The organism is Gymnodinialimonas mytili, from assembly GCF_037544085.1.
GTDB classification, from domain to species: domain Bacteria; phylum Pseudomonadota; class Alphaproteobacteria; order Rhodobacterales; family Rhodobacteraceae; genus Gymnodinialimonas; species Gymnodinialimonas mytili.
This window is the reverse complement of record NZ_JBBIFW010000001.1, coordinates 1276439-1300899: the sequence shown is the minus strand read 5'-3', so window position 1 is coordinate 1300899 and position 24461 is coordinate 1276439. Positions and strand designations below refer to the sequence as shown.

The following is a 24461-nucleotide window of genomic DNA, read 5'->3' as shown; positions in this document are numbered from 1 at the left end:
ACCTTAACCGGGGATGAAAATGCTGGATCAAGCCGTTGAAACCGAGGTTCAGACCGAGACGCTGTTGGAGGTCAACAATGTCGAGGTGATCTATAACCACGTCATCCTTGTGCTGAAGGGGGTGAGCCTGAAGGTGCCGAAAGGCGGGATCACGGCCTTGCTGGGCGGCAATGGCGCGGGCAAGACGACCACGCTGAAGGCGATTTCCAACCTGCTGCATTCCGAGCGCGGCGAAGTCACCAAGGGCTCGATCGAGTATCGCGGGGAGCGCGTTCAGGATCTGTCGCCCTCGGATCTGGTGGATCGCGGTGTGATCCAGGTGATGGAAGGGCGCCATTGTTTCGAGCATTTGACGGTCGAGGAAAACCTTCTGACCGGCAGCTACACGCGCAAGGATGGCCGCGCGGCGATCGCGGCTGATCTGGATCTGGTCTATGAATATTTCCCGCGTTTGAAAGAGCGGCGGACAAGCCAGGCGGGCTACACGTCGGGTGGGGAACAACAGATGTGTGCGATTGGCCGGGCCCTGATGTCCCGGCCCGAAACGATCCTGCTGGATGAGCCGAGCATGGGGCTTGCCCCGCAATTGGTCGAACAGATTTTCGGGATCGTGAAGCGGCTGAATGAAGAGCAGGGGGTGACGTTCCTGTTGGCCGAACAGAACACCAATGTGGCGCTGCGGTTTGCGCATTACGGCTACATTCTGGAAAGCGGGCGTGTGGTGATGGACGGCCCCGCCGATGAATTGCGCGAAAACCCGGATGTGAAGGAATTCTACCTCGGGATGTCCGAAGAGGGGCGCAAGAGTTTTCGTGATGTCCGGTCTTATCGCCGCCGCAAACGGTGGCTGAGCTGAGCCATGGACCGGACCCTTTTCTGGCACGGAGGAGCGTTGATGAAATTCGTATATGCGGCCGCGATTCTGGCGGCGATGAGTGTGAGCGCCGCGGCGCAAGAGATCGAACGCGAAGAGATCCGGCGCAGCGCGGTGCCGGGATCTGAGACTATGGAGGTTGTTGTCAGCCGTCTGACCGTGCCGCCTGGTGCGACCGTGCCACTGCATACGCATCCGGGCGATGAACACGCGGTTGTGGTGACGCCCGCCACGGCAGAAGCGCCCAATGGCAATGTGATCGAGTTTGCCGTGGGCACGCCGCTGTACTTCGCGGAGGGTGAGGTTCACGGCGGCCTGACCAATGTCGGTGACAGCGACATGGTGGCGATCACCACCCATGTGTTGCGTGTGGGTGAACCATTTATGGCACTGGCGGAGTAAGCGCCGCCACGTTTGGGCTGCAAACGCAGAGGAGCACTAGGATGCTGGATCAAGATAACGGCCCGTTCGATGCACTGGAGCGGCGCAGCGCCGATCAACGGACGGCGGAGCAATTGGCCGCGTTGAACGCGCAACTGACCCGTGTGGCGGAGGCGCAGGACAGCTGTCTGACCGCCGACCCGCTGAACGATCTGTCGGGATTGGCGGTGCTGCCGGTGTTGCGCAAATCCGATCTGGTCGCCTGGCAGGCGGAGAAGCCGCCCTTTGGGGGGATGGCGGTCAGCAATGTGGCGCATGTGTTTCAAAGTCCCGGTCCGATTTATGAACCCGGCGGGATCACACATGATTGGTGGCGGATGGGGCGGTTTCTACATGCGGTGGGGATCGGATCGGACGACATCGTGCAGAATTGCTTTGGCTATCATCTGACGCCGGCGGGCATGATCTTTGAATCCGGCGCGCGGGCCGTAGGGGCCGCCGTGTTGCCAGCGGGTGTGGGGCAGACGGAATTACAGGTGCGGGCGGCCAAGGATATCGGCTGCACCGCCTATGCGGGGACGCCGGACTACCTGAAGGTGATCCTGGACAAAGCGGCTGAGATGGGGGTGGAGCTGGGCTTTACCCGGGCGGCGGTCGGGGGTGGGGCGCTGTTCCCCTCGCTACGGGCGGATTATGCCGAGCGGGGAATTTCCTGTCTGCAATGCTATGCGACGGCCGATCTGGGCAATATCGCTTATGAAAGTGCCGCGATGGAGGGGATGATCCTGGATGAAGGTGTGATCGTGGAAATCGTGTGCCCCGGCACGGGCGATCCGGTGCCCGAGGGCGAGGTGGGCGAGGTTGTGGTGACCACCTTGAACCCCGATTATCCGCTGATCCGGTTTGCGACCGGTGATTTGAGCGCGGTTTTACCAGGCCAAAGCCCCTGTGGGCGGACCAATACGCGGATCAACGGGTGGATGGGGCGCGCGGATCAGACCACCAAGATCAAGGGCATGTTCGTGCGCCCCGAACAGGTGGCCGAACTGGTCGCGAAGACCGGCGTCACAAAAGCGCGGGTCACGGCGCTGCGGGACGGCGAAATGGATGTGATGCGGGTTCAGGTCGAGGGTGATGCCGCGATGGACGCGTCGGTTCTGGCCCAAAACGTGGCCGCCACCTTGAAGCTGAAAGGTCAGGTCGAGATCGTGGCGCCTGGCAGTTTGCCCAATGACGGCAAGGTCATCGACGACCAGCGCAGCTACGATTAAGCCGCGCGCTCAGCGCCCTCGGGCATTGGCGGCCTCTGCCGCGCGCAGTTCTTCGGGTGATATCACGCCGTCCCCATTCAGATCGGCGCGCCGAAACGCGATGTTATAGGCGCCGAAGGTGCGGATGCGGATCGACATCGGGGCACCTGCATCGGCCATGTAACGGATGAAACTGCGAAATTCCTGCTGGGTCAGCAGCTCATCCCCGTTTTGATCCGCGGCCAGAAACGATTGGACGCCGGTTTCCTCATATTGCGCGAGGGCGGGGCTCGCGGCGGATATTGCAAGGGCGCAGATCAGACAGGTGGTTTGGCGGCGCATCTGGGCGGCTCCCTCAGGATCGGAATGGTGCGTTCGATATAGGAACCCGCAGAGCCATGTCCTGGTTCCCCCCGTTCCATCGGCGGGGCTTTGCCAAAAACCGGCCTTTGTCATCCGATGACAGGCGCGATCGGGGGCCTGCGTCATCCGGTAACCAATAGATGCCATGCTATCGGCTGAGCATTACGCGAATCGTTAAGGGAGTTTTCGCCATGCGAGCCAGGTTTTTTGCCATCTCTGTCTGGGCGGGCGCATTTTTGGGCGGCCTGTCTTCCAGCGTCAGTGCGGATACCGCGCTGCTGATCGTCAATGATCGCTATTCCGCCGCCCAAAACCTGCGCGAAGGGCGTGAGATCGAGGCGCTGCGCCGCCCCCTGGAAGAGGCGGGGTTCGACGTGATCCTGACGCGCGATGCCGATGGGGACGACATGCGGGACGCCCTTGCGGAACTGTTGGACATCGCCGATGAGGACCGCGTTCTGATCGCTGCAATCGGCCATTTCGCCCGATCATCCGGCGGCAATTGGCTGTTGGGCAGCGACGCGCGGCGCACCAATCTGGCGCAGGTCGGCGGCGATGGCTTGGACCTGGACGTGATGATGGAGGTTGCCGCGCGTGTGCCGGGCCGGTCGATTGTGTTGCTGGGGCAGGAACGCCGTCGCATCGATCTGGGCGCCGGGTTGAATGCGGGTCTGGGTCAGATCGCACCGCCCCAAGGGGTGACGGCAGTGGTCGGCGCGCCATCGGATTTGGCGGATTTGGTTTCAGATGTTTTGCTTGTGCCGGGCGCCAATCTGCCCGGCGCGATCAACGGGTCGCGCGGATTGCGGGGCTACGGATTTTTGTCGGCCTCGGTCCCGTTCCTGGGCAGTGAAGGCTCGGATACGCCGCAGGTTCTGCCACCGGCTCCGATCTTGCCGCAGGCGAGCGGTGACGAGCTTGCGCTGTGGAACGCCGCGGTGGAGCTTGCCAATGCCGCCGCCTATCGCCGCTATCTTGAGCGCTATCCGAACGGCGCCTATGCCGCCCAAGCCCGCGCGGAAATCGCAGCGCTTGAGGCGGATCCGACATCCCTGGCGGAGGCCGCCGAAGAGGTGTTGCAACTGGATCGCGAGGCGCGCCGGGAGATCCAGCGCGATCTGGCGATCCTGGGCCATTATGATCGCGGCATTGACGGCGTTCTGGGCGATGGCAGCCGCGCCGCCATCGTCGCTTGGCAAGCCTCGGCGGGCTATGATCAGACCGGATATCTGGATGCTGGGCAGATCACGGCCCTGTCCAGTCAAGCCGATATCCGCGCCGCCGAGATCGAAGCGCAAGAGGTTGCCGCGCTGGCCGAGGCCGAACGGGCCGACCGTGCCTATTGGCAGGTGACGGGCCAGGGCGCCACCGAACGCGGGTTGCGCCAATATTTGGACCGCTATCCCAACGGCCAATTTGCCGGTGAGGCCGCGCGCCGTCTGGTTGAATATGATGAACTGGCCTGGAATGACGCCTCGGCGGCCGACAATGTGCCCGGCTACGAGGCCTATCTGCGGGACTATCCGCAGGGCGAATATGCCAATGCCGCGCGCCACCGGATCGCACAATTGACCGGTCAGGTGCAGCCTTGGCCAAACGCACCGACGCCCTCCAGCCCCTTCGCACAGCAAGAGACGGCGTTGAACCTGCCGCCGGTCACACGGTCGATCCTGGAACAGCGTTTGGCTGCGTTGGGCCTGAATCCGGGGCGGATCGATGGCCGCTTTGACAATCAGACCCGCAGCGCCATCGCGAATTTCCAGCAATCCCGCGGGCTGCAAGTGACCGGTTTTTTCGACTCGCCAACCGTTGCGCAGCTTTTGGAAAACGCCTTTGGTGGCATTATCCAACTGGAGGGCGTGTTTCGGTGATCTGCAAATGGCTGTTTCATGCGACCATCGCTGTGGCGCTGTCCCTCGGGATAGCGCCCGCGCTGGCGCAAGACCCGGAGGAACGGGCCGTCGCGCAGGAGGCTTTGATGGGGCTGCAGGCGCGGAGTTTCGCGGAGAACGTGGAGTATTGCGGCTATATCGGGCGGATGCCGGACGGGCAGCTTATGGCCACGGAGGTCACCCGCGGCGATGCCTGGGGCTGTCTGAGCCGTGGGGATGAAAGCCGGTTTGTCGAGATCGTCGCCAGTTTCCACACCCATGCCGCCTTCGACAGTGCCGCCGATAGCGAGGTGCCGTCCTCAGACGATGTGCAGGGCGATATGGAAGAGGGTGTGAACGGCTATGTCGCCACGCCCGGCGGTCGGCTGTGGTACATTGACGGTGATCGCGGGGTCGCCACGCAGATCTGCGGATTGGGATGTATGGGCCAGGACCCCGATTTCATCCCGGGCGATAGTGGCCCGATCGCCGACAGGTACACCTGGCAGGATCTGCGACGCCGCGAAGGTCTCTGATTCTCTGCCCTCAAACGAAAAAAGCCGCCCCGGGGGCGGCTAATCTCTGAATGTTGCGCGGTTGATCAGCCCTGGCGGGCTTTGAACCGACGCTGGGTCTTGTTGATCACGTAAACCCGGCCCTTACGGCGCACGACGCGGCAATCGCGGTGGCGCTGCTTGAGCGAGCGGAGCGAGTTCTTGACCTTCATGGGTCTTCTCCTTCGTCGCGGCGCGGCGATGCGCCTGTCATGGTTTTGGCCGCGCGAGGTTGCGGGCCGGCGAATATGTCGCCCTTTTCAAGGCGTTTGCAGCGGACTTTGCGAACAAAATCCAAACTCTGTCTGCCATTCCCTTGCGTGCAAAGGACGGCATGGTGGGCGATACTGGGATCGAACCAGTGACCCCTTCGATGTCAACGAAGTGCTCTACCGCTGAGCTAATCGCCCGATCTATGCCCCGTTATGGTCACGAAGCACCGGTATGCCGCGCATCAGCCACGGCCCCGGGCGCGAGGACCGTCTGGGTGAGCGGTCGTATAAAAGGAGTCCTCGCGCCGCGCAAGGGCTTTTGGCTTCGTATAAAAACCGTCTATATCGGTGAGAGTAACCTAGTTGTTGGATGCGAAGATGCACCCTGCCTTCCGCCTTGATCTGCCCAGTGAAGTGACAAGTTGCGTCGTGGTGGCGTCTCCGCATTCCGGTCGGCATTATTCCCCCACATTTCTGCGCGCCTCGGTTCTGGATGAGCGGACGATTCGGTCATCTGAAGATGCGTTCATGGACCAGTTGGTCGGCGCCGCCCCGTCCTTGGGCGCCCCGCTTTTGGCGGCGGAATGGCCGCGCGCCTATCTGGACCTGAACCGCAGTGCGGATGAGCTGGATCCGGGGGTGATCGATGGTGTGGGTCGCGTGGTGCAAACGCCGCGGATCAATTCCGGCCTGGGTGTGGTGCCCCGCGTTGTCGCCAATGGCCGCGCGATTTACCGCGGAAAGCTGTCGCGTGCCGAAGCCGAGGCGCGGATCGCGCAGATTTGGCAACCCTATCATTCGGAGCTGGATGGTTTGCTGTCGACTGCCAAGGAGAGCTTTGGCCGCGCGGTCTTGATGGATTTCCATTCGATGCCCCATGAGGCGCTGGACAGCGTGGCCCGACCCGGCACGCGGCGGCCCGAAGTGGTGTTGGGGGACCGGTTCGGGGCCTCGGCAGGCAGCGAGATCGTGGATGTGCTGGAGCAGGGCTTTTTGGATGCCGGTCTGGTGGTGAGCCGCAACGCACCCTTTGCGGGCGCCTATATAACGCAGCGCTATGGGCGTCCGACGCGCGGCTTTCATGCCGTGCAGGTTGAGATTGACCGCGCGCTCTACATGGATGAGCGTGCGATCCGCCCCAATACCAGCTTCACCGCGACGAAAGATCTGATCAGTCAGGTGTTGGCCCGTGTGATCGGGGTGCTTCCGGGGCGTGTGCCGCTGGCGGCGGAATAGGCGGGCTCGGCGCACGGCCCGCCCACCCACCCCCGCGCGCCGAGCCCGCCGCTTGGGCCGGATGGCGGCGCGGATCTGTCGAACATTCGGAAAGACGGCTTGGCGATCAGCGCAGCGAGCGGCCCTTGAGGATCGCATCCTTGCCGAACCGGGCCCGGATGGCGTCGGTGGCTTTCTCGGCCTCGATGCGCTGCGCCTCTTGCGGATCGAGCAGATTGCCCGCGCGGTCGGCCTGTGCCTCGGGTGTCAGGTCGGAGACGCCGACCCCGAGCAGCCGATAGGGCAGGCTATGCTCCATCCGGTCGTAAAGCGCGCGCGCCGTGTGGTAGATGCGGTCGGCGGTCTGGGTGCCATCGGGCAGACTGATGCGGCGCGTCAGCAATTTGAAATCGCTGCGTTTCAGCTTCAGGGTTACGGTGCGCCCGGCAATGCCCTTCGCCTTTAGCCGACCCGCCACCTTTTCGGACATGCGCCAGATATGGCCATCCAGCAGATCCGGGTCGGCGATATCGTCGGAAAAGGTGGTTTCATTCGAGATCCCCTTCACCGCCCGATCCCGCTTGACGACGCGGTGATCCTGTCCGCGCGCCAGGTGCCACAGCCGGTCGCCCATGGCGCCGAAGCGATCCTGCAGCGCTTGCCGATCCCACCGCGCGAGATCGGCAAAGGTCTGGATGCCCGCCTTGTTCAGGCTGTTCTGGCCCGCCTCGCCAATGCCCCAGATCAGGCGGACGGGTTTGTCGGAGAGGAACTCCATCGTCTCGGCCACACCGATCACGGAAAATCCGCGCGGCTTGTCGAGATCCGAGGCGATCTTGGCGAGAAACTTGTTATGCGACAGCCCGATGGAGCCGGTGATCCCCAATTCCTCGCGCATACGGCGCACCAGACGCGCCAGCATCACGGCGGGCGGCGCGCCATGGGCGCGGGCGGTGCCGGTCAGATCGAGGAAGGCTTCGTCGAGCGACAGGGGCTCGATCGCGGGCGTCATCTCTTCCATCATGGCGCGGATCTGCCGCGAGACCTCGACATACAAATCCATCCGTCCGCGCACCACCACGGCTTCGGGGCAAAGCTTGAGCGCCTGGAACATCGGCATGGCCGAGCGCACGCCCTTGATCCGCGCGATGTAGCAGGCGGTCGAGACGACACCGCGCCGTCCGCCGCCGATGATCACCGGCTTGTCGCGCAGATCGGGATTGTCGCGTTTTTCGACCGAGGCATAGAAGGCATCGCAATCCATATGGGCAATCGACAGGTCAAACAACTCGGGATGGGCGGTCACACGGGGCGACCGGCAGGCCGGGCATCGGCGACCGGCGTCGAAGGTTTCCAGACAATCGCGGCAAAGGGCGGGCATGGCCGCAGGATAGGCTGCTTTGCACAAAGGCGAAAGCATGGGCTAAGCTGGCAGATGTTCTATGGGTGTGCAGCTGGAGGGGTTGCCCCGTGCCAAAACAGATCGAAGACCGTGTCGCTTGCCGCACCCCGGCGGAGGGGCGCGATGGCACGACCAACATTCCGGTTTGGAAATTCGATCTGCTGCGGGGCGCGATCCTGGATGTCCTGCGGCGAGCCGGTAAGGACGGCGTGTTGAACAAGGATCTGCGCGATGCAGTGGCTGCCGAACTGAGCAATGATGACCTGACCCGACTTGGTAAGCTGGGGTGGCATGTGGTTACGGTAAAGCTGGAACTGGAGGTGCGCGGAGAGATCACGCGGATGCCTGTCAAAGGCCCGCTACGTATCGCGCTGGCCTAGCGGTTTTTCCATGTAGATCCTGTCGAGGCCCCGCTCTGTCACGCGCCGCGTCTGGGCAAATCCGAGCTTGCGATAGAGCGCGATGTTCGACGTCATATGCGCATGCGTGTAAAGACGCAGGCGGTCGAACCCGGCATCGCGCGCGCGGTTCTCCGCCAGTTTGATCAGCCGCCCGCCATGTCCCCGGCCCTGGGCGGCGGGCAAAACGGCCACATTGTCGAGCAGCATCGCATCGGATTGCGGCACCAAGACCAGGATGGCTTCAACGCCCAAGGCGCCTTCGACAAGTGTGATCTGATCTGTCGCGATGGCGCCCGCATAATCATCGAAAAGCGGCCCAGGTTCGACGCCGATCTTGGCCACCCACGGGCGGTAGGCGGCCTCGACCAAGGCCAGGATCGCGGGGAGATCGGCGGCACTGGCCCTGCGTATTGCTGCTTTGTCCGCCGGTTTCATTTGCGATTTCACTGGCATCGTCATGATTTCGTAAGCATATCGTCGGGGTATGAAGCTGGAAGATCAATTCAGAGGTGTAATTGCCATGCTCGAAGATTTCATCGGCGGGGGGCCGGCCCTATTCTGGCTGGTTCTTGCTGTCGCGCTGATATTCGTCATATCGCGCGCGGTCCGGATCGTGCCGCAATCGCAGAAATATGTGGTGGAAGAGTTCGGTCGGTTTCGGAAGGAACTCGGGCCGGGCCTGAACTTCATTGTCCCGTTTCTGCAGCGGGTGGCGCACAAAGTCTCGGTTCTGGAGCGGCAATTGCCGACGGCAAGCCAGGATGCCATCACGTCGGACAACGTGCTGTTGGTGGTGGAAACCAGCGTGTTCTACCGGGTTCTGGAACCGGGCAAGACGGTCTACCGGATCCGCGATGTGGATGCGGCGATTGCAACGACGGTGGCCGGGATCGTGCGCGCGCAGATCGGTAAGATGGAACTTGACGAGGTGCAGGCAAACCGCGCCGCCTTGATCTCCCAGATCAAGGAGCAGGTCGAAAGCGCCGTGGATGATTGGGGGATCGAGGTGACGCGGGCGGAGATCCTGGATGTGGGTCTGGATCAGGCGACCCGCGATGCGATGTTGCAGCAATTGAACGCCGAACGGGAACGGCGTGCTGCGGTGACCCGGGCCGAGGGGGAACGCCGCGCGGTCGAGCTTGCCGCCGACGCCCAGCTTTACGCCGCCCGGCAGGAGGCCGAGGCGCGCCGGGTCGAAGCCGATGCCGAGGCCTATGCAACCGGCGTGGTGGCTGAAGCGATCCAGAAGGGCGGTCTTGAGGCCGTGCAATACAATATCGCCTTGGAGCAGGTGAAGGGCCTTGCCACCTTGTCCGCAGGACAGGGCAATTCCACCGTGATCGTGCCAGCGGATGCGGCCGATGCCTTTGGCAAGGCGTTCCAGATGTTGAAAGGGCGGGGCTGATGGATCCGATTTGGAGCCAATGGTGGGTTTGGGGCGTCGCCGCGGTCACCCTCGCGGTGGGGGAGGTGCTGTTGCCCTCCTACGTGCTGCTGGGCTTTGGCATCGGCGCCGGGATCGTGGCCTTGCTGCTGTTGATCGGCGTGCCTCTTGCGGTGTCCTGGCCGATCCTCGTGCTTGTCTTCGCGGTGCTGTCGTTGATCTCCTGGCTCGCGCTGCGGCGGTGGCTGGGTGTCTATACCGGGCAGGTGAAGACCTTCGACCACGACATCAATGACTGATCTTTCGGCCTATGGCGCGCTCGCGGATCGTGTGGCGCGCTTGGGCGAGGAAGATGATCTGACCATCACCGCATCGGACTTTCCCGACGGCCTGCCGGAGGTGCAGCGGTTTGGTCGGCTGATCTTGGATACCGATTACCGGCGGTTCATCGGTTCAGCCGGACCTGGCGCGGACAGGCCCTTTGAGATTTTGGACCGGTCACAGGGCTTTAATGCCTATATCGAGGCCGGGCCGCTGCGCCATCTGGGCCTATGGCTGCTGCATATCCTGTTCTCGGGGCGCGAGTGGGCGGGGCTGGATCTGACCCATCCGACGAGCCGTGTGCGTTGGCTTTATGTCCAGATCAGCAGCCCGGAGCCCTACCGATCGTTCCTCAAGACAGAAGGGTCTCAGCGCTATGTGTCCTACGCGCATTGGCCGCGGGCCGTCAGCCGACACGCTTTTGCGGATTTGGCGATGGCGGGCACCGACAGGGTCGCGCCGGAAGATCGCCCGTTGTTTGCGTTGGGCTGGAGTAAACCCGATGAAAGCTGGACCTTGCCGATCCGCGATGCCGATCAGATCATCTGGGATCTGACGCCAGAGGGCCTTTGCGCCCTTGCCAGCTTGTTTTTCGATATGGGCCATGCCTCTTTCGGGCTGAATGAGGTCAATATGGAGCCGCCCTATCTGGGATTTGCCGCCACCCAGCCGCGTTCGATCGAAGCCCGTTTCTGGCTGCCGGGATCGATGGGGTTTTACTGCGACCGGTTGGATGACCTGACGTTGCCGCCGCGGCGCTAGGCGTGGTTGGGGCTCAGAGCCTGCGGGCTGGACAATTCCGCAAGGATCGCTTCTGCGGCGGCGCGCGGATCCACGTGGCGGTGGATCGGGCGCCCGACCACCACATGGTCGGCCCCTGCCGCGATCGCCTGAGCGGGCGTCATCACGCGCTTCTGGTCGCCCAGATCCGCTCCTGCCGGGCGGACACCGGGGGTGACGATCAGGCGGCCCTCGGCCTCGGGCAGCGAGCGGATGGCCGCGGCTTCCTGCGGGGAGGCGATGACACCATCGGCTCCGGCCTCGAACGCGCGGGCGGCGCGGTCTGTCACCAGATCGGGGATCGCGCCGGCGCGGATCAGACATTCATCCAGATCCACGCGGTCGAGTGAGGTCAGGATCGTCACGGCCATGATCTTCAGGCCGGACCCCGCCGCACCCTCTTTCGCGGCGCGCACCACATGGGGATCACCATGGACGGTGAGAAAATCCAGATCGAATTGCGCCAGTCCCCGGACCGCCGCCTCGATCGTGGCGCCGATATCGAACAGCTTCATATCCAGGAAAATGCGCTTACCCTGCTCGGCCTTCAGCTCATTGGCCAGGGCCAAGCCGCCGCCGGTCAGCATGCCAAGGCCGATCTTGTAAAAACTGACGCTGTCGCCCAGTTTTTCGGTCAGAGCGAGCCCTTGCACCACGTTGGGCACGTCCAGTGCCACGATCAGCCGATCATCCGACATGCTTCCCCCGACATTTGCCTGAGGCGTGCTTAGGGTGCGGACGGCGTATTGTAAATCATGCTGCCGATAGTGCGGCATCCCGCAGCCCGCTGGCGATCCGTTGGAATTCCGCCGTAACGGGGCCGCGCCACGTGATGCGGCGGCGTCTGACGCCGGTCGTGTCGAGGAATTGCGCTTCGGCCAGAAAAGCCAGCGCGACGGGATCATAGGCGATGCGGTGCAAGCTGAGGCAAGGCGTGGGCATGGCAGGCTCCATCTTCAAAACACGTCCCTCCCAAGATGTGGGTGTTATCGCTCCGCTCAATTCAAGATGTCGAGATCAGGGTTCCCTTACCCATCGCCGCCGATCCCGCATATCTGCGGGACGAGATGTTCAGATCGCCCCAATCGGGTTGCGGCACAGGCGCGATCCCGATGCGCGCGTCGTGCAGGATCCAGCCCCCGCTATCGAACGACAGACGCGCGGGATGAGAGTCAAGTGGCGTGGCAGAGCGTGCGCGCAATCTGACGATCCGGCGTTCTCGGATCGCCTCGGCCAGGGCCATGACATAGGCGTCCGGGCTGATGTGAGGCGGTGCAACCGTGATATCTTGCGCCGTGCGGTCGCAGACATGGCGCGTCTTGTCGGGGAAACTCTCAATCAGCTTGGTACATGCGACCTGTAATGTGGCATCCATCCCCAAGGCCAAGACCGCCGGGTTCGGTGCGCTCAATTGAACGGCCAGGGCGCGGGCCTCATCCTCGGTCAGGCCGGTCAGGCGAGTGCGGTAATTGAAGCCCAGCTCGATCCCGCCCTGATTGCCCTGATGCACGATGATCGGCAGGCCAGCCTCGGTCATTGCATCGACGTCCCGCAGAATGGTGCGCGGGGCGCATTCCAGATCCTCCGCCAATTGCCGCGCTGTCTGGCGCCCGCGGTTTTGCAGGATCAATAGAATTCGAAGTAATCGAGATGCACGCATGGCGCCATTCAAACATGACAGAAGATGTCATGTAAGGGGGAATAGGCAGGGCCCGTTACAAACAGGAGCCCCCATGAGATTTTACGAGGCAACCCGAATGATTGCGGCCCGGCCCGACCAGATTTGGCCAATACTGATTGATGCGGCCAAGCTGCAGGATGGCGGCTTCGGCATTGCCAAGATCGACGGCCAAATCGCTGAAGGCGCGAAGATCAAAGTGTGGTCCGAGGTCGATCCGAGCCGTGCGTTCACGATCCGGGTGACCAAGCTTGAAGCGCCGCATGAGATGATTTGGTCGTCCGGGATGCCGCTGGGCCTGTTCCGCGGCACGCGCCGGTTTCGCTTGACGCCGACGGATGCAGGCACCGAATTTCATCTGCGCGAGGAATATACGGGGCCGATGGCAGGCATGATATTCAGGCATATTCCAGACCTGACCGCGTCGATGGAGATCTTCGCGGCGGCATTGGCGCGGGAGGCAGAGGCATGATCACATATGGCGAAGGCAGCGCAGAGGATCCCTGGCGTCTGAAAACGCCACCTGGGTCGAGCGAGTATCAGGCCTGGCGGGATGGCGATGCGTTGATGGTGCAGGTGGGCAAAACGCAATTGAGCTACCAATGGCGCGCGATCGCGGATGCGGCGCAGATGCTTGCCGCTCATGGCGATTGGATGGAGCTTGGCAATGCCGATGAGGGCAAGCCGGTGAAAGAGGGCTCGTTCGAGGCTTGGGCGCGCGACGCGGCCAATCCGGTCGGCGGCTATTATGGTCTACGCAAAGGGTATCGCGGGCGTTTTGCAAATTATGTGAGCCCGGTTCTGGAGCTGCTCGGCCACGCGGAACTGGAACACAAACCCCGGGGCAACCGGATCCGCGTGCGGGAGCGCTAGGCGTTGCCTGCAATTCGCGCCAAGATGCATCCATGCGAGACCCGCGCGACATCATTACAGCCTTGGCGGCGTTCGACGGTACACGAACCGCACCGCTGAAAACCCTGTTGGCCGACGATTTCTCGGCCGACGCGGAAGCGGCTTTGATGGCAGAAATCCCGAGCCCGCATGAGGTTGCGGCGACCTGGGTGGTGAAGGCCTTGGTCGAGGCCAAGCGCCTGGGCGTGGGACAGCTGGCGGTTTTGTTTGAGCAAATCCCGGATCTGACGGAGCCCGACGCGGCGCTGCATCTGTTGCAATGTGCGCAATATGTGTCCGACGCGGCGCCAATCCTGCGCCCGCATCTATCCGCTTTCTATGGCCACCCCAAAATCCTGCTGCGCGTCTGGGCTTTCGATGCCTATTGCCGTGGCGCGCCGGAGACGGAGGATCTGTCCGAACGGATCCGGCAGGGATTGACCAGCCGGTCCGCCGCGATGCGGGCAAGGGCAAGATCCTTGGCGAAAGCGTTCGATATTGATCTTGAGAACGGCGTCTAGCCTCCCCATTTATCGTACAAGGCCCACAGCGTGGCGTGCCGCAAAGCGGGCGTTGTCGATCCGGGCGCTTATAGAAGGAGAAGGCTATGAACTTGGAAAAGTTCACTGACCGCGCACGCGGTTTTTTGCAGGCCGCGCAGACCATTGCGCAGCGTGAAGATCACCAGAAATTGGTGCCTGAGCACCTGCTGAAGGCCCTGATGGATGACGACCAGGGTCTGGCCAGCAATCTGATTGGCCAAGCGGGGGGCTCTGCTGCGCGGGTGCGTGAGAGCCTGGATGCGACGATGGCAAAGCTGCCGAAGGTCACCGGCGACGGTGCGCAGGTTTATCTGGATAAGCAAACCAGCAAGGTGTTGGACGAAGCCGAAAAGCTCGCTGAAAAGGCGGGCGACAGCTATGTCGCGGTCGAACGCCTGCTGACGGCTCTGGCGATGGTGAAATCCGGTGCCAAGGATGCGCTGGATGCGGGTGCGGTCAACGCGCAGGCGCTGAACGCCGCGATCAATGATCTGCGCAAAGGCAAGACGGCGGACAGCGCCAATGCCGAGGACAATTACGACGCGCTCAACAAATATGCCCGCGACCTGACGGAGGCCGCGCGGGAAGGCAAGATCGATCCGATCATCGGCCGCGACGAAGAAATTCGCCGCGCGATGCAGGTTCTATCGCGCCGCACCAAGAACAACCCGGTTCTGATCGGGGAGCCCGGCGTCGGTAAAACCGCAATTGCCGAAGGGCTTGCCTTGCGGATCGTCAATGGCGACGTGCCCGAAAGCCTGCGCAACAAGACGTTGATGTCGCTGGATATGGGCGCGCTGATCGCCGGTGCGAAATATCGCGGCGAATTCGAGGAACGCCTGAAGGCAGTCTTGGGCGAGATCGCCAATGCCGCCGGTGAGATCATTCTGTTCATCGACGAGATGCACACGCTGGTCGGCGCAGGCAAAACCGACGGCGCGATGGATGCGGCTAATCTGATCAAGCCAGCCCTTGCCCGTGGTGAGTTGCATTGCATCGGGGCCACCACGCTGGATGAATACCGCAAATATGTGGAGAAGGACGCTGCCCTGGCGCGGCGCTTCCAGCCATTGGTGGTGGAAGAGCCGACCGTGGAAGACACGATCAGCATCTTGCGCGGCATCAAAGAGAAATACGAACTCCACCACGGTGTGCGGATCAGCGATAGCGCCTTGGTTGCGGCCTCAACGCTGAGCCATCGGTATATCACGGACCGGTTCCTGCCGGACAAAGCCATCGATCTGGTCGATGAGGCTGCCAGCCGGTTGCGGATGGAGGTGGATTCGAAACCCGAGGAGCTGGACGCGCTCGACCGGCAGATCCTGCAGATGCAAATCGAAGCCGAAGCCTTGCGGCGCGAGGATGATGCTGCGTCGAAGGACCGGTTGGACAAGCTGGAAAAAGAACTGGGCGGATTGCAGGAGCAAAGCGCCGAGATGACCGCCAAGTGGCAGGCCGAGCGAGACAAGCTCGAATCCGCCCGCGGGTTGAAGGAAAAGCTGGACCATGCCCGCGCGGAACTGGACCAAGCCAAACGCAACGGCGATCTCGCGAAGGCGGGGGAGCTGTCCTACGGCGTGATCCCGGATCTGGAAAAGCAACTGGCGCAAGCCGAAGAGCAGCCCGACGATGTGATGGTCGAAGAGGCCGTGTTGCCTGAACAGATCGCCGCGGTGGTCGAACGTTGGACCGGCGTGCCGGTGGCCAAGATGCTGGAAGGCGAACGCGAAAAGCTGCTGCGCATGGAAGAGGCGCTTGGCAAGCGTGTGATCGGTCAGCATCAGGCCGTCGGCGCGGTGTCGCGTGCCGTTCGCCGCGCGCGGGCGGGGCTTCAGGATGAAAACCGACCGCTGGGCTCGTTCCTGTTCCTCGGGCCGACCGGTGTGGGGAAGACCGAACTGACCAAGGCGCTGGCCGAATACCTCTTCGATGACGATCAGGCGATGGTCCGCATCGACATGTCCGAGTTCATGGAAAAGCATTCGGTGGCCCGCCTGATCGGCGCCCCGCCGGGATATGTGGGCTATGACGAAGGCGGCGTGTTGACCGAAGCGGTGCGGCGGCGACCCTATCAGGTGATCCTGTTCGACGAGGTCGAAAAGGCCCATCCCGAAGTGTTCAACGTGCTGTTGCAGGTGCTTGACGACGGCATCCTGACCGATGGTCAGGGGCGCCAGGTGGACTTCAAGCAAACGCTGATCGTGTTGACGTCAAACCTTGGCTCCCAGGCGCTCAGCCATCTGCCCGAAGATGCGGATGCAGGTCAGGCCCGGTCCGATGTGATGGATGCGGTGCGGGCACATTTCCGGCCCGAATTCCTGAACCGGCTGGATGACATGATCGTCTTCGACCGCCTGACGCGCGCGGATATGGATGGGATTGTGCGGATCCAGTTGGGCCGGTTGGAGCGCCGGTTGGCGGATCGCAACATTGTCCTTTCGATGGACGACAGCGCGATGACATGGCTTGCCGATGAGGGCTACGACCCGGTTTTCGGGGCGCGTCCGCTGAAGCGGGTTATCCAGCGATCGCTGCAAGATCAGTTGGCTGAGATGATCCTGGCAGGCGACGTCATGGACGGTGCGGATATCAGCATTGCGGCTGGGCCGGACGGCTTGATCGTGGGGGATCGCGTGGCCCCGTCGAACCGCCCGAAACCCGATGACGCCGTTGTGCATTAGGGCGGATAAAGCACGGATGGAATTGGAATGCCCCGTCGACAACCGGCGGGGCATTTTGCTGTCCGCGACCGTTCAATAACCGCGGCTGAGGGTAACGGTCTGGCCGTCGGCAAAGACGATTTGCCTGGCGTAGAATTCCGGCGCCAAGCCGTCATCAAGCACGCCGCTGACATGGACCTGGTCGCCAACGGCGACCGGCATCTCATTGGCGCCGATATAGATATGAACGCTGCCACTTTGATCGGCGAGTACAAATTCGTCGTAGCTGACAATCTGCTCCACGGTGCCGACTATGGTGGCGTTTTGTTCGGGGCGTAGATCGGCGATTGGCACGCTGTTCGCGGTTGCCGCAGCCGGGGCGGCAATGGCAAGCGTCAGGCCGAATAGAATTGTGCGCATCGTCAATCCAACGCCGCCAGCAGAAGGACAAGCGCGAATGCGCCTGCGGTGGCATAGGCCCATCCCGGAAGGATCAGGGTATGTGTGCGTTGCAACCAATTGCCCGCGCGGGTCAGGGTCGGCTCGTCAGGCTGAGTGCGGTTGTCGTCTGGGTGGTCCATCGTCGCATCTCCTATTGCTGTCACACTGAACAGATCGGCGCTTGGCAGCGATGCAACAAGTTGGCGATCACATGCAGTTCAATAGCTTTTGACAATGAGATATCGAAATCGGAGAGGTTTATCCAATCGGCGAATGGCTACGATCTGAGCGCTGGCAGACCAATCGCCGTTGCCTCGAACCCGCCATCCACCGACAACGTCTGGCCGGAGATGTAGCTTGCCTTGTCTGAGCAGAGAAACACGATGGCTTCGGCGAGTTCGGCTTCGGTGCCATAGCGGTTCAGTGGGATGGCATCGTGATAGGCGGCGATGATCTCGGGCGTGTGGACGGCTATGGCGAGTTTCGTGCGCACCGGGCCTGGGGCGATGCAATTGGCGCGGATGCCATATTCGCCCAACTCCACCGCTTGCTGTTGGGTCAGCGCGATGACCGCAGCCTTCGACGTGCCATAAGCCACCCGCAGGGTCGAGGCGCGCAGACCCGAGATCGAAGCGATATTCACAATCGCCCCCTGGCTTTGCTTCAAGGCCGGTGTCGCAGCCTGGCTCATCAGAAAAGTCCCGTCCAGGTTCACCGACATGACGTTGCGCCAGCGCTCGAAATCCGTCAGCTCGATGGGTCCGAAATCGGCGATCCCCGCATTGTTCACCAACGCATCGATGCCGCCAAACGCCGCGCAGGTCTCAGATACGATGCGCGCTGCGTCGTCGGGCTTCGAGATATCGGCATCTATCGCAAGCACTTGGTCGCGATCCGCAGTCGCTTTGGCCAGCTCCTCCGTGTCCCAATCGACCATGGCGACGCGCCAGCCTTCAGCGCGGAACAGGTCGGTCGCGGCCAGCCCAATTCCGCGGGCGGCGCCGGTGACAAGTGCGGTTTTCATTCAGGGGATCTCCTTCACACGTTCGGCGCAGTGAAGGCGAAGCGTCGGCCGGGTTCAAGCACCCGTTGGCACGAAGAGCGCATAGAGACGCGTGAGCGCGCGCCGCACTTCGGGAAAATGGCGGTCATCCTGATGGCTGACGATCCATTGATCGTGGGACAGGTCCGGGATCGTGTCGCCACGCCGCTGCAATGCGGGCTGAGCATCGCCAATGAAGGTGGGCAAAAGCGCCATACCATGGCCTGCCAGGGCCAGATCGAGGCTGTTGCGGGGGCTGGTCACCTCCACGCAGGCATCGCCGCCAACGTGGCGGTTCAGCCATTGGGCCGAGGGTGTGGTGCCGATCACCTTGATCCAACGATCCGGCGCCTTGGCGATGGCATAGGGGGCGAACTCATTGCGCCCGGCCCGACGCGCGGCGAGGGTATCCTCGGTCGGACGCCGGTTGCGCAGGCCGATCACGGCCTCGCGCCGAGAGATATCGAGAGTTGCTTCGGCCGAGATAAAGCGCAGGCGCAGGTCACGATCCTCGCCTTCAAGCCCGTTCAGGTGGGTCAGCATGTAAAGCGTCGTCCAACTGCCAGCCGAGATCTTCACAATCGGGGCCTTGCTCGTGATCGGTTGGCTCAGACGGTCCAGCCGCGTCTCGACCCCACCCAGATCCGTAAGAAGGGCGCGGCCGTCCGAGGTGAGCGCATAGCCGCGGTCATGGCGCACGAACAGATCGCGCCCCAATGCGCGCTCCAGTCCCAGCATTCGCCGCCCCAGGGTCGCCGGACTGCGCCCGGTGCGGCGGGCGGCCGGTGACAAGCCGCCATCGCGGGCCACTGCCAGGAACAATTGCAGATCCGCCCAATCGACATCATTCGGCGTCTTTTCATCCATGAAACGACCCGTTCAAAACGTTTTATTCTGTGAGGTCATTGAGAGCCCTAATCTCGGCGCAGGTCAAGGCTCAACCCAGGAGGATCGGCCATGGATCACCTACTTGCGCATCACCGCTTCCCATCGGAAAGCCCGAGCAAGGCCATGCAAGATGCCGATGCATTCTACGAGGCCCATGGCGGGCGCGGCCCGCAGATCATTTACGCCTCTGTCGAGGCGTGCCGTTGCCTGTTGTCGGGGGAGGTTTTTAAACGGAACGCCCCTGCGCGGGACAGATGTCGCGCAGGGGCGGAGACGCGGTCGCCTGTGGGGCCGCTGATCAATGAGGCAACAGCACCGCATCGATGATGTGGACCACGCCGTTGGAGGCGAACACATCTGCGGTCGACACGGCGACATTGCCATTCAAGTTCACGCCATTGCGGCCATCGACGCGGATAAATCCGCCTTGGACCGTCGGCACGCGGCCACGGGCGCCGGAAAGCGCGGAGGCCGGATAGTAATCGCCCGACACGTGATAGGTCAGGACATTGGTCAACGCGTCTGTATCTGCCAACAACCCGTCAAGCACGCCGGGGGGCAGATGCTCAAAAGCGCGGTTGGTGGGCGCAAAGACGGTAAAGTTGCCGGGACTCGACAAGGTATCGACCAGGCCCGCCGCCTGGACTGCGGTGACCAGCGTGCTCAGATCGGGGGTCGCGACGGCAAGCTCGACAATATTGCTCGATCCGGTCACGGCGCGGGCGGGCAGGGCGCCTGCGAGACCGGCAAAGGGCAATGCGGCGGCCAGACCTGCGGTTTTGGTCAAGAAATTACGACGGTCCATAAAAAGCTCTCCTTCTTTTTCTTGGATGGGGCAGATTTGAAATTGCGCCCGACCCGGGATGCGGGCCGAGCGCAGGTTTTTTGCTTACATCGGCGGGATCAGAACGGTGTCGATCACGTGGATGACGCCGTTCGATGCTTCGATATCGGGCGTGACAACCGTGGCTTCGTTCACCATGACGCTGTCGCCCAGGCTGATCGTGACATCAGCCCCGTTCACGGTGGTTGCGGTCATCCCGTCGCTCAGGTCACCCGACATCACGGCGCCCGGCACCACGTGATAGGTCAGGATGGCGGCCAATGCCTCCGTGTCTTCCAAAAGGCCCTCTACAGTACCTTCGGGCAGGGCAGCGAAGGCCTCATCGGTGGGGGCGAAGACGGTCAACGGACCTTCACCCGACAGTGTTTCCACAAGGCCCGCAGCTTCGGCGGCGGCGAGTAGCGTGGTAAAGCTGCCCGCGTCGTCGGCGGTTTCCACGATATTGGAGGCATGGCCATCTGCAAAGGCCGGGCTGGCCAGGGCGGTGGTGGCGGCAAGGGCAAGAAGAGTATTACGCATGAATGTCTCTCTTTCATTCCAGCTGTCAGTTGCAGGCCACGAAGATCCGCAGCCCACGTCCGGGATGTGTCCCGTGACGCGAAGCGAGATGCGCTCGACTGTGATCGTTTCAAGTGAAGCGGCTTGCCGCCGACGGACTTGAAGAGGCGGCGCGCAGGCCTAAGCCACGCGGTTTTCGCCATTCCAGTCACAGATGCGTGACACGGTGTGAAACGAGTTTACGAAATGTGTCATTCACGGCCTCGTCGCTTGCGCCGCGCCGCATGGTTTGGTGAGGATACGCCACCAGCCATCAAGCAAGGATCTGCGCCAAATGGATATGCCCACAATGGAGAGCGTCAGCGTCTTTCTGGAAGCCATGGCCATCGTGTTCTGGTTGGTGATCGGGTTGGCGGCCTTGGCGGTGGTTGTGCTGTTCTTCTTGGATCGGTGGCAAACTTCGGACGCGATCCGGCGGAACTATCCGGTCCTGGGGCGCTTTCGGGGGCTGTTTTCCGCGTTGGGCGAGTTTTTCCGGCAATACTTCTTCGCCATGGACCGGGAGGAACTGCCTTTCAACCGTGCGCAACGGGAATGGGTGAAGCACGCGGCAGAGGGCAAAAGCTCGACCCTGCCGTTTGGCAGCACGCGCAACATCACCGTGGTCGGCACGCCGCTTTTCGTTCCGGCGGCGTTTCCGCCCTTGGATGATCAGTTTGCCAGCAGTGAACCGCTCCAGATCGGGCCTTACGCACGCACACCTTATAATGCGGGATCTTTTTTCAACCTGTCGGGCATGAGCTACGGCGCCATTTCCAAGCCCGCGGTGCGCGCCCTGTCGCGCGGCTGCAACATGGCGGGCGCTTGGATGAATACCGGGGAAGGCGGGCTCAGCCCTTATCACCTGGAAGGGGGGTGCGACATCGTCTTTCAGATCGGCACGGCGAAGTATGGAGTGCGCGATGCCGATGGAAATCTGAGCGACGAGAAGCTGCGCGAAATAGCGGCGTATAATAATGTGCGCATGTTCGAGCTGAAATTGGCCCAGGGCGCCAAGCCGGGCAAGGGCGGCATTCTGCCCGCCGCCAAGATCACAGACGAGATCGCCGAGATCCGCGGCCTGCCCAAAGGCCGCGACGGGATCAGCCCGAACCGCCACCGCGAGGCGGCGAATGCGGGCGAGTTGCTCGATCTGATCAGCCATATCCGCGAGGTCACCGGCAAGCCCGTCGGGATCAAGACGGTGATGGGCGATCCGCAGGTCTTCGCGGATCTGTTCGCGGCCATCGCCGCGCGGGGCGAGGAACACGCGCCGGATTTCATCACCCTCGATGGGGGTGAGGGCGGCACCGGCGCGGCCCCGATGCCGCTGATGGATCTGGTGGGCATGTCGATCCGCGAGGCGCTGCCGATCCTGACCGATATGCGCAATCGAGCGGGCCTGAAGGACCGCATCCGCATTGTCGCGTCGGGCAAGCTGGTCAATCCCGGTGATGTGGCCTGGGCCTTGGCGGCGGGGGCCGATTTCGTGGTCAGCGCACGCGGCTTCATGTTCGCCCTTGGCTGCATCCAAGCACTGAAGTGCCACCAGAATACCTGCCCCACCGGCATCACCACCCACGATCCACGCTTCCAAGAGGGCCTGGTGGTCGAGGATAAGGACATGCGCGTGGCGAACTACGCCAAGAACATCGTGAAAGAGGTCGAGGTGATCGCCCATTCCGTCGGCGTCAGTGAACCGCGCAAGATGCGCCGATCCCATGTGCGCCTTGTGCAACCCGACGGCAGCAGCTTGCCCATGGATCGGTTGTTTCCGGTGGCGGCGGAATAGACCAGCCTTGGCGGATGGCGTGCCCCCGGAACTCTCACGACCGCTTAACCGTTCCGTGATAATAGATGTCAGCACTTGGGCGAGCGCCTAGTTTTAGGGCATCAAGGCCTGAAGCCCGTATGAGGAGACCCGCAATGGCGCGCCGCTATACATCAAAACTGACTTGGGATGATGTGACGCCCGAACACCTATACCTCAATCGCCGCCAGATCATGGCCGGCATGGGGGGCGTGTTGGGCGCTGGTCTGCTTGGGGCCGGGGCAGCGCAGGCGCAGGGCGATCCGCGGCTGGCCTTGATCCCCAACGAATGGGACGAGATCACCGGCTACAACAACTTCTACGAATTCGGCACCGGCAAAGACGACCCCGCCCGCAATGCCCATATGATGACGACCGAGCCCTGGTCGATCGAGATCGATGGGCTCGTCGACAATCCCGGCACCTATTCCTTGGAAGACATTCTAAGCGAGGTCGAGATCGAAGAACGCATCTATCGGCTGCGCTGTGTTGAGCGGTGGTCGATGGTGGTGCCGTGGAACGGGTTTGAGCTGGCCGATCTGCTGAACCGCGTCGGCGTGCAGGAGGGCGCGCGCTATGTGGCCTTTGAAACGCTCGCGCGGCCCGAAGAAATGCCGGGCCTGCGCGTGCCGGTCATCGATTGGCCCTACCGCGAAGGCCTGCGCCTGGACGAGGCGATGCACCCGCTGACCATCATGGCGACCGGCATCTATGGCCGTGATATCCCCAACCAGAACGGCGCACCGATCCGCTTGGTCGTGCCGTGGAAATATGGCTACAAAAGCATCAAGTCGATTGTGCGGATCAGCCTGGTCGAAGAACAGCCCGTGACGGCGTGGAACACCTATGCCCCGAATGAATACGGCTTCTATTCCAACGTGAACCCCGAACGGGATCATCCGCGGTGGAGCCAGGCCGAAGAACGGCGCATCGGGGGCGGGTTGTTTTCGCGTAATTTCCCGACGCTGATGTTCAACGGATATGAAGAAGAGGTCGCAAGCCTGTATGAGGGCATGGACCTGATCGAATTTCACTGACCCGCGATGCAGCTTGTCCAGACCATAAACACCGGCATCCGGCGCATCCCCTCCTGGCTGCTCTATATAGTCGGGGCCGCCTATGGCGGGTGGCTGTTCTTTCTGGCGTTGACGGGCGGCTTGGGGTTTGACCCCATCGAAGCGCTGGAGCACCGCTATGGCAAGATCGCGTTTCAGTTGTTGCTGGTCGGTCTGGCGGTGACGCCGCTGCGGCAATATTTGGGTCTGAACCTGATGTCGTGGCGCCGCGCGATTGGCGTGTTGGCCTTCTTCTTTCTTCTCGCGCATTTCACCGTTTGGGCGGTGCTGGATGTGCAGCGCCTTGATGCGATCTGGGCCGATATCGTCAAACGCCCTTATGTGACCATCGGGATGGCGGGCTTCTTGCTGCTGATCCCGCTGGGCCTGACATCGAACAATCTCAGCGTTCGCAAGATGGGCGCGGCGGCATGGCGGAGGCTACACAAGCTGGTCTATCCCGCTGCTCTGCTGGGCGCGCTGCATTGGGTGTGGCTGGCGAAAGGCTTTCAGATCGAGCCATTGATCTACATGGCCATCACGCTTTGCCTCTTGGCAACGCGCCTGAACATGCCGCGCTTGCGCCCACAGCCCAGGCGCGCCTAACGTGTCGACATGGCCCCCGCACGGCGCAATCTGTTTCTGACATTCGCCGTGTTCGCGCTGGAGCCGATGCCGTTCGGCGCGTGGCTTGCTCTGATCCCCGAAGTGAAAACCGCCCTTGGCCTGAGCAAGGCGGATCTTGCGCTGGCTCTGTTGGGGATGCCGATGGGCGTTTTCCTGATGCTGCAATGGAGCGGTCGGCTGGTGTCCCGCATCGGGCCGCGTCGCTTGCTGGCCATTGCATTGCCGGTTCAGGCGCTACTGGTCTTTCTGCCGCTACTGGCAGGATCCCTCGTTCAGCTTTGGGCCGGGTTGTTCTTGCTGGGCATGTGCATCGCCGTGCTTCAGGTCGGGCTGAACGTCTATGCCGGGCGCCTGGAAAAGGCGCGTGGCGCGGCGATCATGAATCGGTGTCACGGATTTTGGGCCCTTGGTGTCACCATCGGGTCATTCTTCGTGGCG

The 24461-nt window shown here is 62.4% G+C and carries 32 protein-coding genes and 1 tRNA gene (1 of these 33 cut by a window edge); 19 read left to right on the top strand and 14 right to left on the bottom strand.

Features of this window, described 5'->3' with window-relative positions:
• The first annotated feature begins 19 nt into the window (after positions 1-19).
• From V8J82_RS06420 to V8J82_RS06410, 3 genes are read left to right on the top strand one after another with little or no spacing between them, the layout of a single operon-like run.
• Positions 20-856 carry an ABC transporter ATP-binding protein gene (locus V8J82_RS06420; protein ID WP_339973314.1) on the top strand — a complete coding sequence of 279 codons (837 nt, stop codon included), beginning with the start codon at positions 20-22 and terminating at the stop codon, positions 854-856.
• Positions 857-895: 39 nt separating this feature from the next.
• Positions 896-1276, top strand: a complete 381-nt coding sequence (locus V8J82_RS06415) for a cupin domain-containing protein (RefSeq protein ID WP_339973312.1) — start codon at positions 896-898, stop codon at positions 1274-1276.
• Between the two features lie 41 nt (positions 1277-1317).
• The gene (locus tag V8J82_RS06410; protein ID WP_339973309.1) at positions 1318-2526 is read left to right on the top strand and encodes a phenylacetate--CoA ligase family protein; all 1209 of its coding nucleotides are present in this window, start codon (positions 1318-1320) and stop codon (positions 2524-2526) included.
• A gap of 9 nt (positions 2527-2535) precedes the next feature.
• Here V8J82_RS06410 and V8J82_RS06405 read toward each other — a convergent pair whose 3' ends face one another.
• Positions 2536-2847, bottom strand: a complete 312-nt coding sequence (locus tag V8J82_RS06405) for an EF-hand domain-containing protein (RefSeq protein ID WP_339973307.1) — start codon at positions 2845-2847, stop codon at positions 2536-2538.
• A gap of 212 nt (positions 2848-3059) precedes the next feature.
• Here V8J82_RS06405 and V8J82_RS06400 point away from each other — a divergent pair, with 212 nt between their 5' ends.
• A complete protein-coding gene (locus V8J82_RS06400; protein WP_339973305.1) occupies positions 3060-4739 on the top strand; it encodes a peptidoglycan-binding protein in 1680 nt (559 codons plus the stop codon).
• Positions 4736-5275: a DUF4329 domain-containing protein gene (locus tag V8J82_RS06395; RefSeq protein ID WP_339973302.1), complete on the top strand. Its 540-nt coding sequence runs from the start codon at positions 4736-4738 to the stop codon at positions 5273-5275. Before V8J82_RS06400 ends, V8J82_RS06395 begins: the two co-directional genes overlap by 4 nt.
• A 65-nt stretch (positions 5276-5340) precedes the next feature.
• Here the strand turns inward: V8J82_RS06395 and ykgO are convergent, their stop codons facing one another.
• Both ykgO and V8J82_RS06385 read right to left on the bottom strand, forming a co-directional pair.
• Positions 5341-5466 (bottom strand): type B 50S ribosomal protein L36, encoded by a 126-nt coding sequence (gene ykgO / locus V8J82_RS06390; protein ID WP_012177066.1) that lies wholly within the window; start codon positions 5464-5466, stop codon positions 5341-5343.
• A gap of 162 nt (positions 5467-5628) precedes the next feature.
• Positions 5629-5703: transfer RNA gene (locus V8J82_RS06385), tRNA-Val, on the bottom strand.
• 180 nt (positions 5704-5883) lie between these two features.
• Between V8J82_RS06385 and V8J82_RS06380 the strand changes: the two genes are divergently transcribed.
• Complete coding sequence (locus V8J82_RS06380; protein WP_339973300.1) at positions 5884-6741, top strand: N-formylglutamate amidohydrolase; 858 nt, start codon at positions 5884-5886, stop codon at positions 6739-6741.
• 106 nt (positions 6742-6847) lie between these two features.
• On the opposite strand, the gene V8J82_RS06375 is transcribed toward V8J82_RS06380, so the two are convergent.
• Positions 6848-8101, bottom strand: coding sequence for a DNA polymerase IV (locus tag V8J82_RS06375; protein WP_339973298.1), 1254 nt, complete (start codon positions 8099-8101; stop codon positions 6848-6850).
• Positions 8102-8190: 89 nt separating this feature from the next.
• On the opposite strand from V8J82_RS06375, the gene V8J82_RS06370 reads away from it, so the two are divergent.
• The gene (locus V8J82_RS06370; protein ID WP_339973296.1) at positions 8191-8502 is read left to right on the top strand and encodes a DUF6958 family protein; all 312 of its coding nucleotides are present in this window, start codon (positions 8191-8193) and stop codon (positions 8500-8502) included.
• Here the strand turns inward: V8J82_RS06370 and V8J82_RS06365 are convergent.
• Entirely contained in the window at positions 8482-8958 is a 477-nt protein-coding gene (locus tag V8J82_RS06365) for a GNAT family N-acetyltransferase (protein WP_339973294.1), read from the bottom strand. The two genes, V8J82_RS06370 and V8J82_RS06365, sit on opposite strands and share 21 nt — an antisense overlap.
• A gap of 85 nt (positions 8959-9043) precedes the next feature.
• On the opposite strand from V8J82_RS06365, the gene V8J82_RS06360 reads away from it, so the two are divergent.
• The 3 genes from V8J82_RS06360 to V8J82_RS06350 are packed head-to-tail and all read left to right on the top strand — an operon-like array spanning position 9044 to position 10990.
• The gene (locus tag V8J82_RS06360; RefSeq protein WP_339973292.1) at positions 9044-9928 is read left to right on the top strand and encodes an SPFH domain-containing protein; all 885 of its coding nucleotides are present in this window, start codon (positions 9044-9046) and stop codon (positions 9926-9928) included.
• On the top strand, positions 9928-10206 hold the full coding sequence (locus tag V8J82_RS06355; RefSeq protein WP_339973290.1) for an NfeD family protein: 279 nt from the start codon (positions 9928-9930) through the stop codon (positions 10204-10206). The genes V8J82_RS06360 and V8J82_RS06355 overlap by 1 nt, the downstream gene beginning before the upstream one ends.
• The gene (locus V8J82_RS06350; RefSeq protein ID WP_339973288.1) at positions 10199-10990 is read left to right on the top strand and encodes a hypothetical protein; all 792 of its coding nucleotides are present in this window, start codon (positions 10199-10201) and stop codon (positions 10988-10990) included. Before V8J82_RS06355 ends, V8J82_RS06350 begins: the two co-directional genes overlap by 8 nt.
• Here V8J82_RS06350 and pyrF read toward each other — a convergent pair.
• The 3 genes from pyrF to V8J82_RS06335 all read right to left on the bottom strand — a co-directional run bounded on the left by pyrF (position 10987) and on the right by V8J82_RS06335 (position 12668).
• Positions 10987-11706: an orotidine-5'-phosphate decarboxylase gene (pyrF, locus tag V8J82_RS06345; protein WP_339973285.1), complete on the bottom strand. Its 720-nt coding sequence runs from the start codon at positions 11704-11706 to the stop codon at positions 10987-10989. The genes V8J82_RS06350 and pyrF overlap by 4 nt on opposite strands.
• Positions 11707-11761: 55 nt before the next feature.
• Positions 11762-11950, bottom strand: coding sequence for a hypothetical protein (locus V8J82_RS06340; protein WP_339973282.1), 189 nt, complete (start codon positions 11948-11950; stop codon positions 11762-11764).
• A gap of 61 nt (positions 11951-12011) precedes the next feature.
• Complete coding sequence (locus tag V8J82_RS06335; RefSeq protein WP_339973280.1) at positions 12012-12668, bottom strand: helix-turn-helix transcriptional regulator; 657 nt, start codon at positions 12666-12668, stop codon at positions 12012-12014.
• Between the two features lie 73 nt (positions 12669-12741).
• Here V8J82_RS06335 and V8J82_RS06330 point away from each other — a divergent pair, with 73 nt between their 5' ends.
• From V8J82_RS06330 to clpB, 4 genes are all read left to right on the top strand, one after another.
• The gene (locus V8J82_RS06330; RefSeq protein WP_339973277.1) at positions 12742-13158 is read left to right on the top strand and encodes an SRPBCC family protein; all 417 of its coding nucleotides are present in this window, start codon (positions 12742-12744) and stop codon (positions 13156-13158) included.
• On the top strand, positions 13155-13559 hold the full coding sequence (locus tag V8J82_RS06325) for a DUF6855 family protein (protein ID WP_339973275.1): 405 nt from the start codon (positions 13155-13157) through the stop codon (positions 13557-13559). Before V8J82_RS06330 ends, V8J82_RS06325 begins: the two co-directional genes overlap by 4 nt.
• Positions 13560-13591: 32 nt before the next feature.
• On the top strand, positions 13592-14098 hold the full coding sequence (locus V8J82_RS06320; protein ID WP_339973273.1) for a hypothetical protein: 507 nt from the start codon (positions 13592-13594) through the stop codon (positions 14096-14098).
• A gap of 86 nt (positions 14099-14184) precedes the next feature.
• Entirely contained in the window at positions 14185-16800 is a 2616-nt protein-coding gene (clpB, locus tag V8J82_RS06315) for an ATP-dependent chaperone ClpB (protein WP_339973271.1), read from the top strand.
• A 72-nt stretch (positions 16801-16872) separates the two neighbouring features.
• On the opposite strand, the gene V8J82_RS06310 is transcribed toward clpB, so the two are convergent.
• From V8J82_RS06310 to V8J82_RS06295, 4 genes are all read right to left on the bottom strand, one after another.
• Entirely contained in the window at positions 16873-17199 is a 327-nt protein-coding gene (locus V8J82_RS06310; protein WP_339973269.1) for a hypothetical protein, read from the bottom strand.
• A gap of 2 nt (positions 17200-17201) precedes the next feature.
• Positions 17202-17360, bottom strand: a complete 159-nt coding sequence (locus V8J82_RS06305) for a hypothetical protein (RefSeq protein WP_339973267.1) — start codon at positions 17358-17360, stop codon at positions 17202-17204.
• 137 nt (positions 17361-17497) lie between these two features.
• The gene (locus tag V8J82_RS06300; RefSeq protein WP_339973265.1) at positions 17498-18244 is read right to left on the bottom strand and encodes an SDR family NAD(P)-dependent oxidoreductase; all 747 of its coding nucleotides are present in this window, start codon (positions 18242-18244) and stop codon (positions 17498-17500) included.
• Between the two features lie 54 nt (positions 18245-18298).
• On the bottom strand, positions 18299-19129 hold the full coding sequence (locus tag V8J82_RS06295) for a LysR family transcriptional regulator (protein ID WP_339973263.1): 831 nt from the start codon (positions 19127-19129) through the stop codon (positions 18299-18301).
• A gap of 90 nt (positions 19130-19219) precedes the next feature.
• Between V8J82_RS06295 and V8J82_RS06290 the strand changes: the two genes are divergently transcribed.
• Positions 19220-19477 (top strand): hypothetical protein, encoded by a 258-nt coding sequence (locus V8J82_RS06290; RefSeq protein WP_339973261.1) that lies wholly within the window; start codon positions 19220-19222, stop codon positions 19475-19477.
• Here V8J82_RS06290 and V8J82_RS06285 read toward each other — a convergent pair.
• Both V8J82_RS06285 and V8J82_RS06280 read right to left on the bottom strand, forming a co-directional pair.
• Positions 19449-19955, bottom strand: a complete 507-nt coding sequence (locus tag V8J82_RS06285) for a fasciclin domain-containing protein (protein ID WP_339973259.1) — start codon at positions 19953-19955, stop codon at positions 19449-19451. The genes V8J82_RS06290 and V8J82_RS06285 overlap by 29 nt on opposite strands.
• 84 nt (positions 19956-20039) lie before the next feature.
• Positions 20040-20513: a fasciclin domain-containing protein gene (locus tag V8J82_RS06280; RefSeq protein WP_339973256.1), complete on the bottom strand. Its 474-nt coding sequence runs from the start codon at positions 20511-20513 to the stop codon at positions 20040-20042.
• Between the two features lie 319 nt (positions 20514-20832).
• Here V8J82_RS06280 and V8J82_RS06275 point away from each other — a divergent pair, with 319 nt between their 5' ends.
• The 4 genes from V8J82_RS06275 to V8J82_RS06260 form a co-directional block, all read left to right on the top strand.
• Positions 20833-22323 (top strand): FMN-binding glutamate synthase family protein, encoded by a 1491-nt coding sequence (locus tag V8J82_RS06275; protein WP_339974538.1) that lies wholly within the window; start codon positions 20833-20835, stop codon positions 22321-22323.
• Between the two features lie 134 nt (positions 22324-22457).
• The gene (gene msrP, locus V8J82_RS06270; RefSeq protein ID WP_339973254.1) at positions 22458-23378 is read left to right on the top strand and encodes a protein-methionine-sulfoxide reductase catalytic subunit MsrP; all 921 of its coding nucleotides are present in this window, start codon (positions 22458-22460) and stop codon (positions 23376-23378) included.
• 6 nt (positions 23379-23384) lie between these two features.
• Positions 23385-24002, top strand: coding sequence for a protein-methionine-sulfoxide reductase heme-binding subunit MsrQ (msrQ, locus tag V8J82_RS06265; RefSeq protein ID WP_339973252.1), 618 nt, complete (start codon positions 23385-23387; stop codon positions 24000-24002).
• A 9-nt stretch (positions 24003-24011) separates the two neighbouring features.
• On the top strand, positions 24012-24461 hold the 5' portion of the coding sequence (locus tag V8J82_RS06260) for an MFS transporter (protein ID WP_339973249.1). Its footprint extends 702 nt past the window's final position; the window shows 450 of its 1152 coding nt (coding positions 1-450); the start codon lies at positions 24012-24014; its stop codon lies off the right edge, out of view.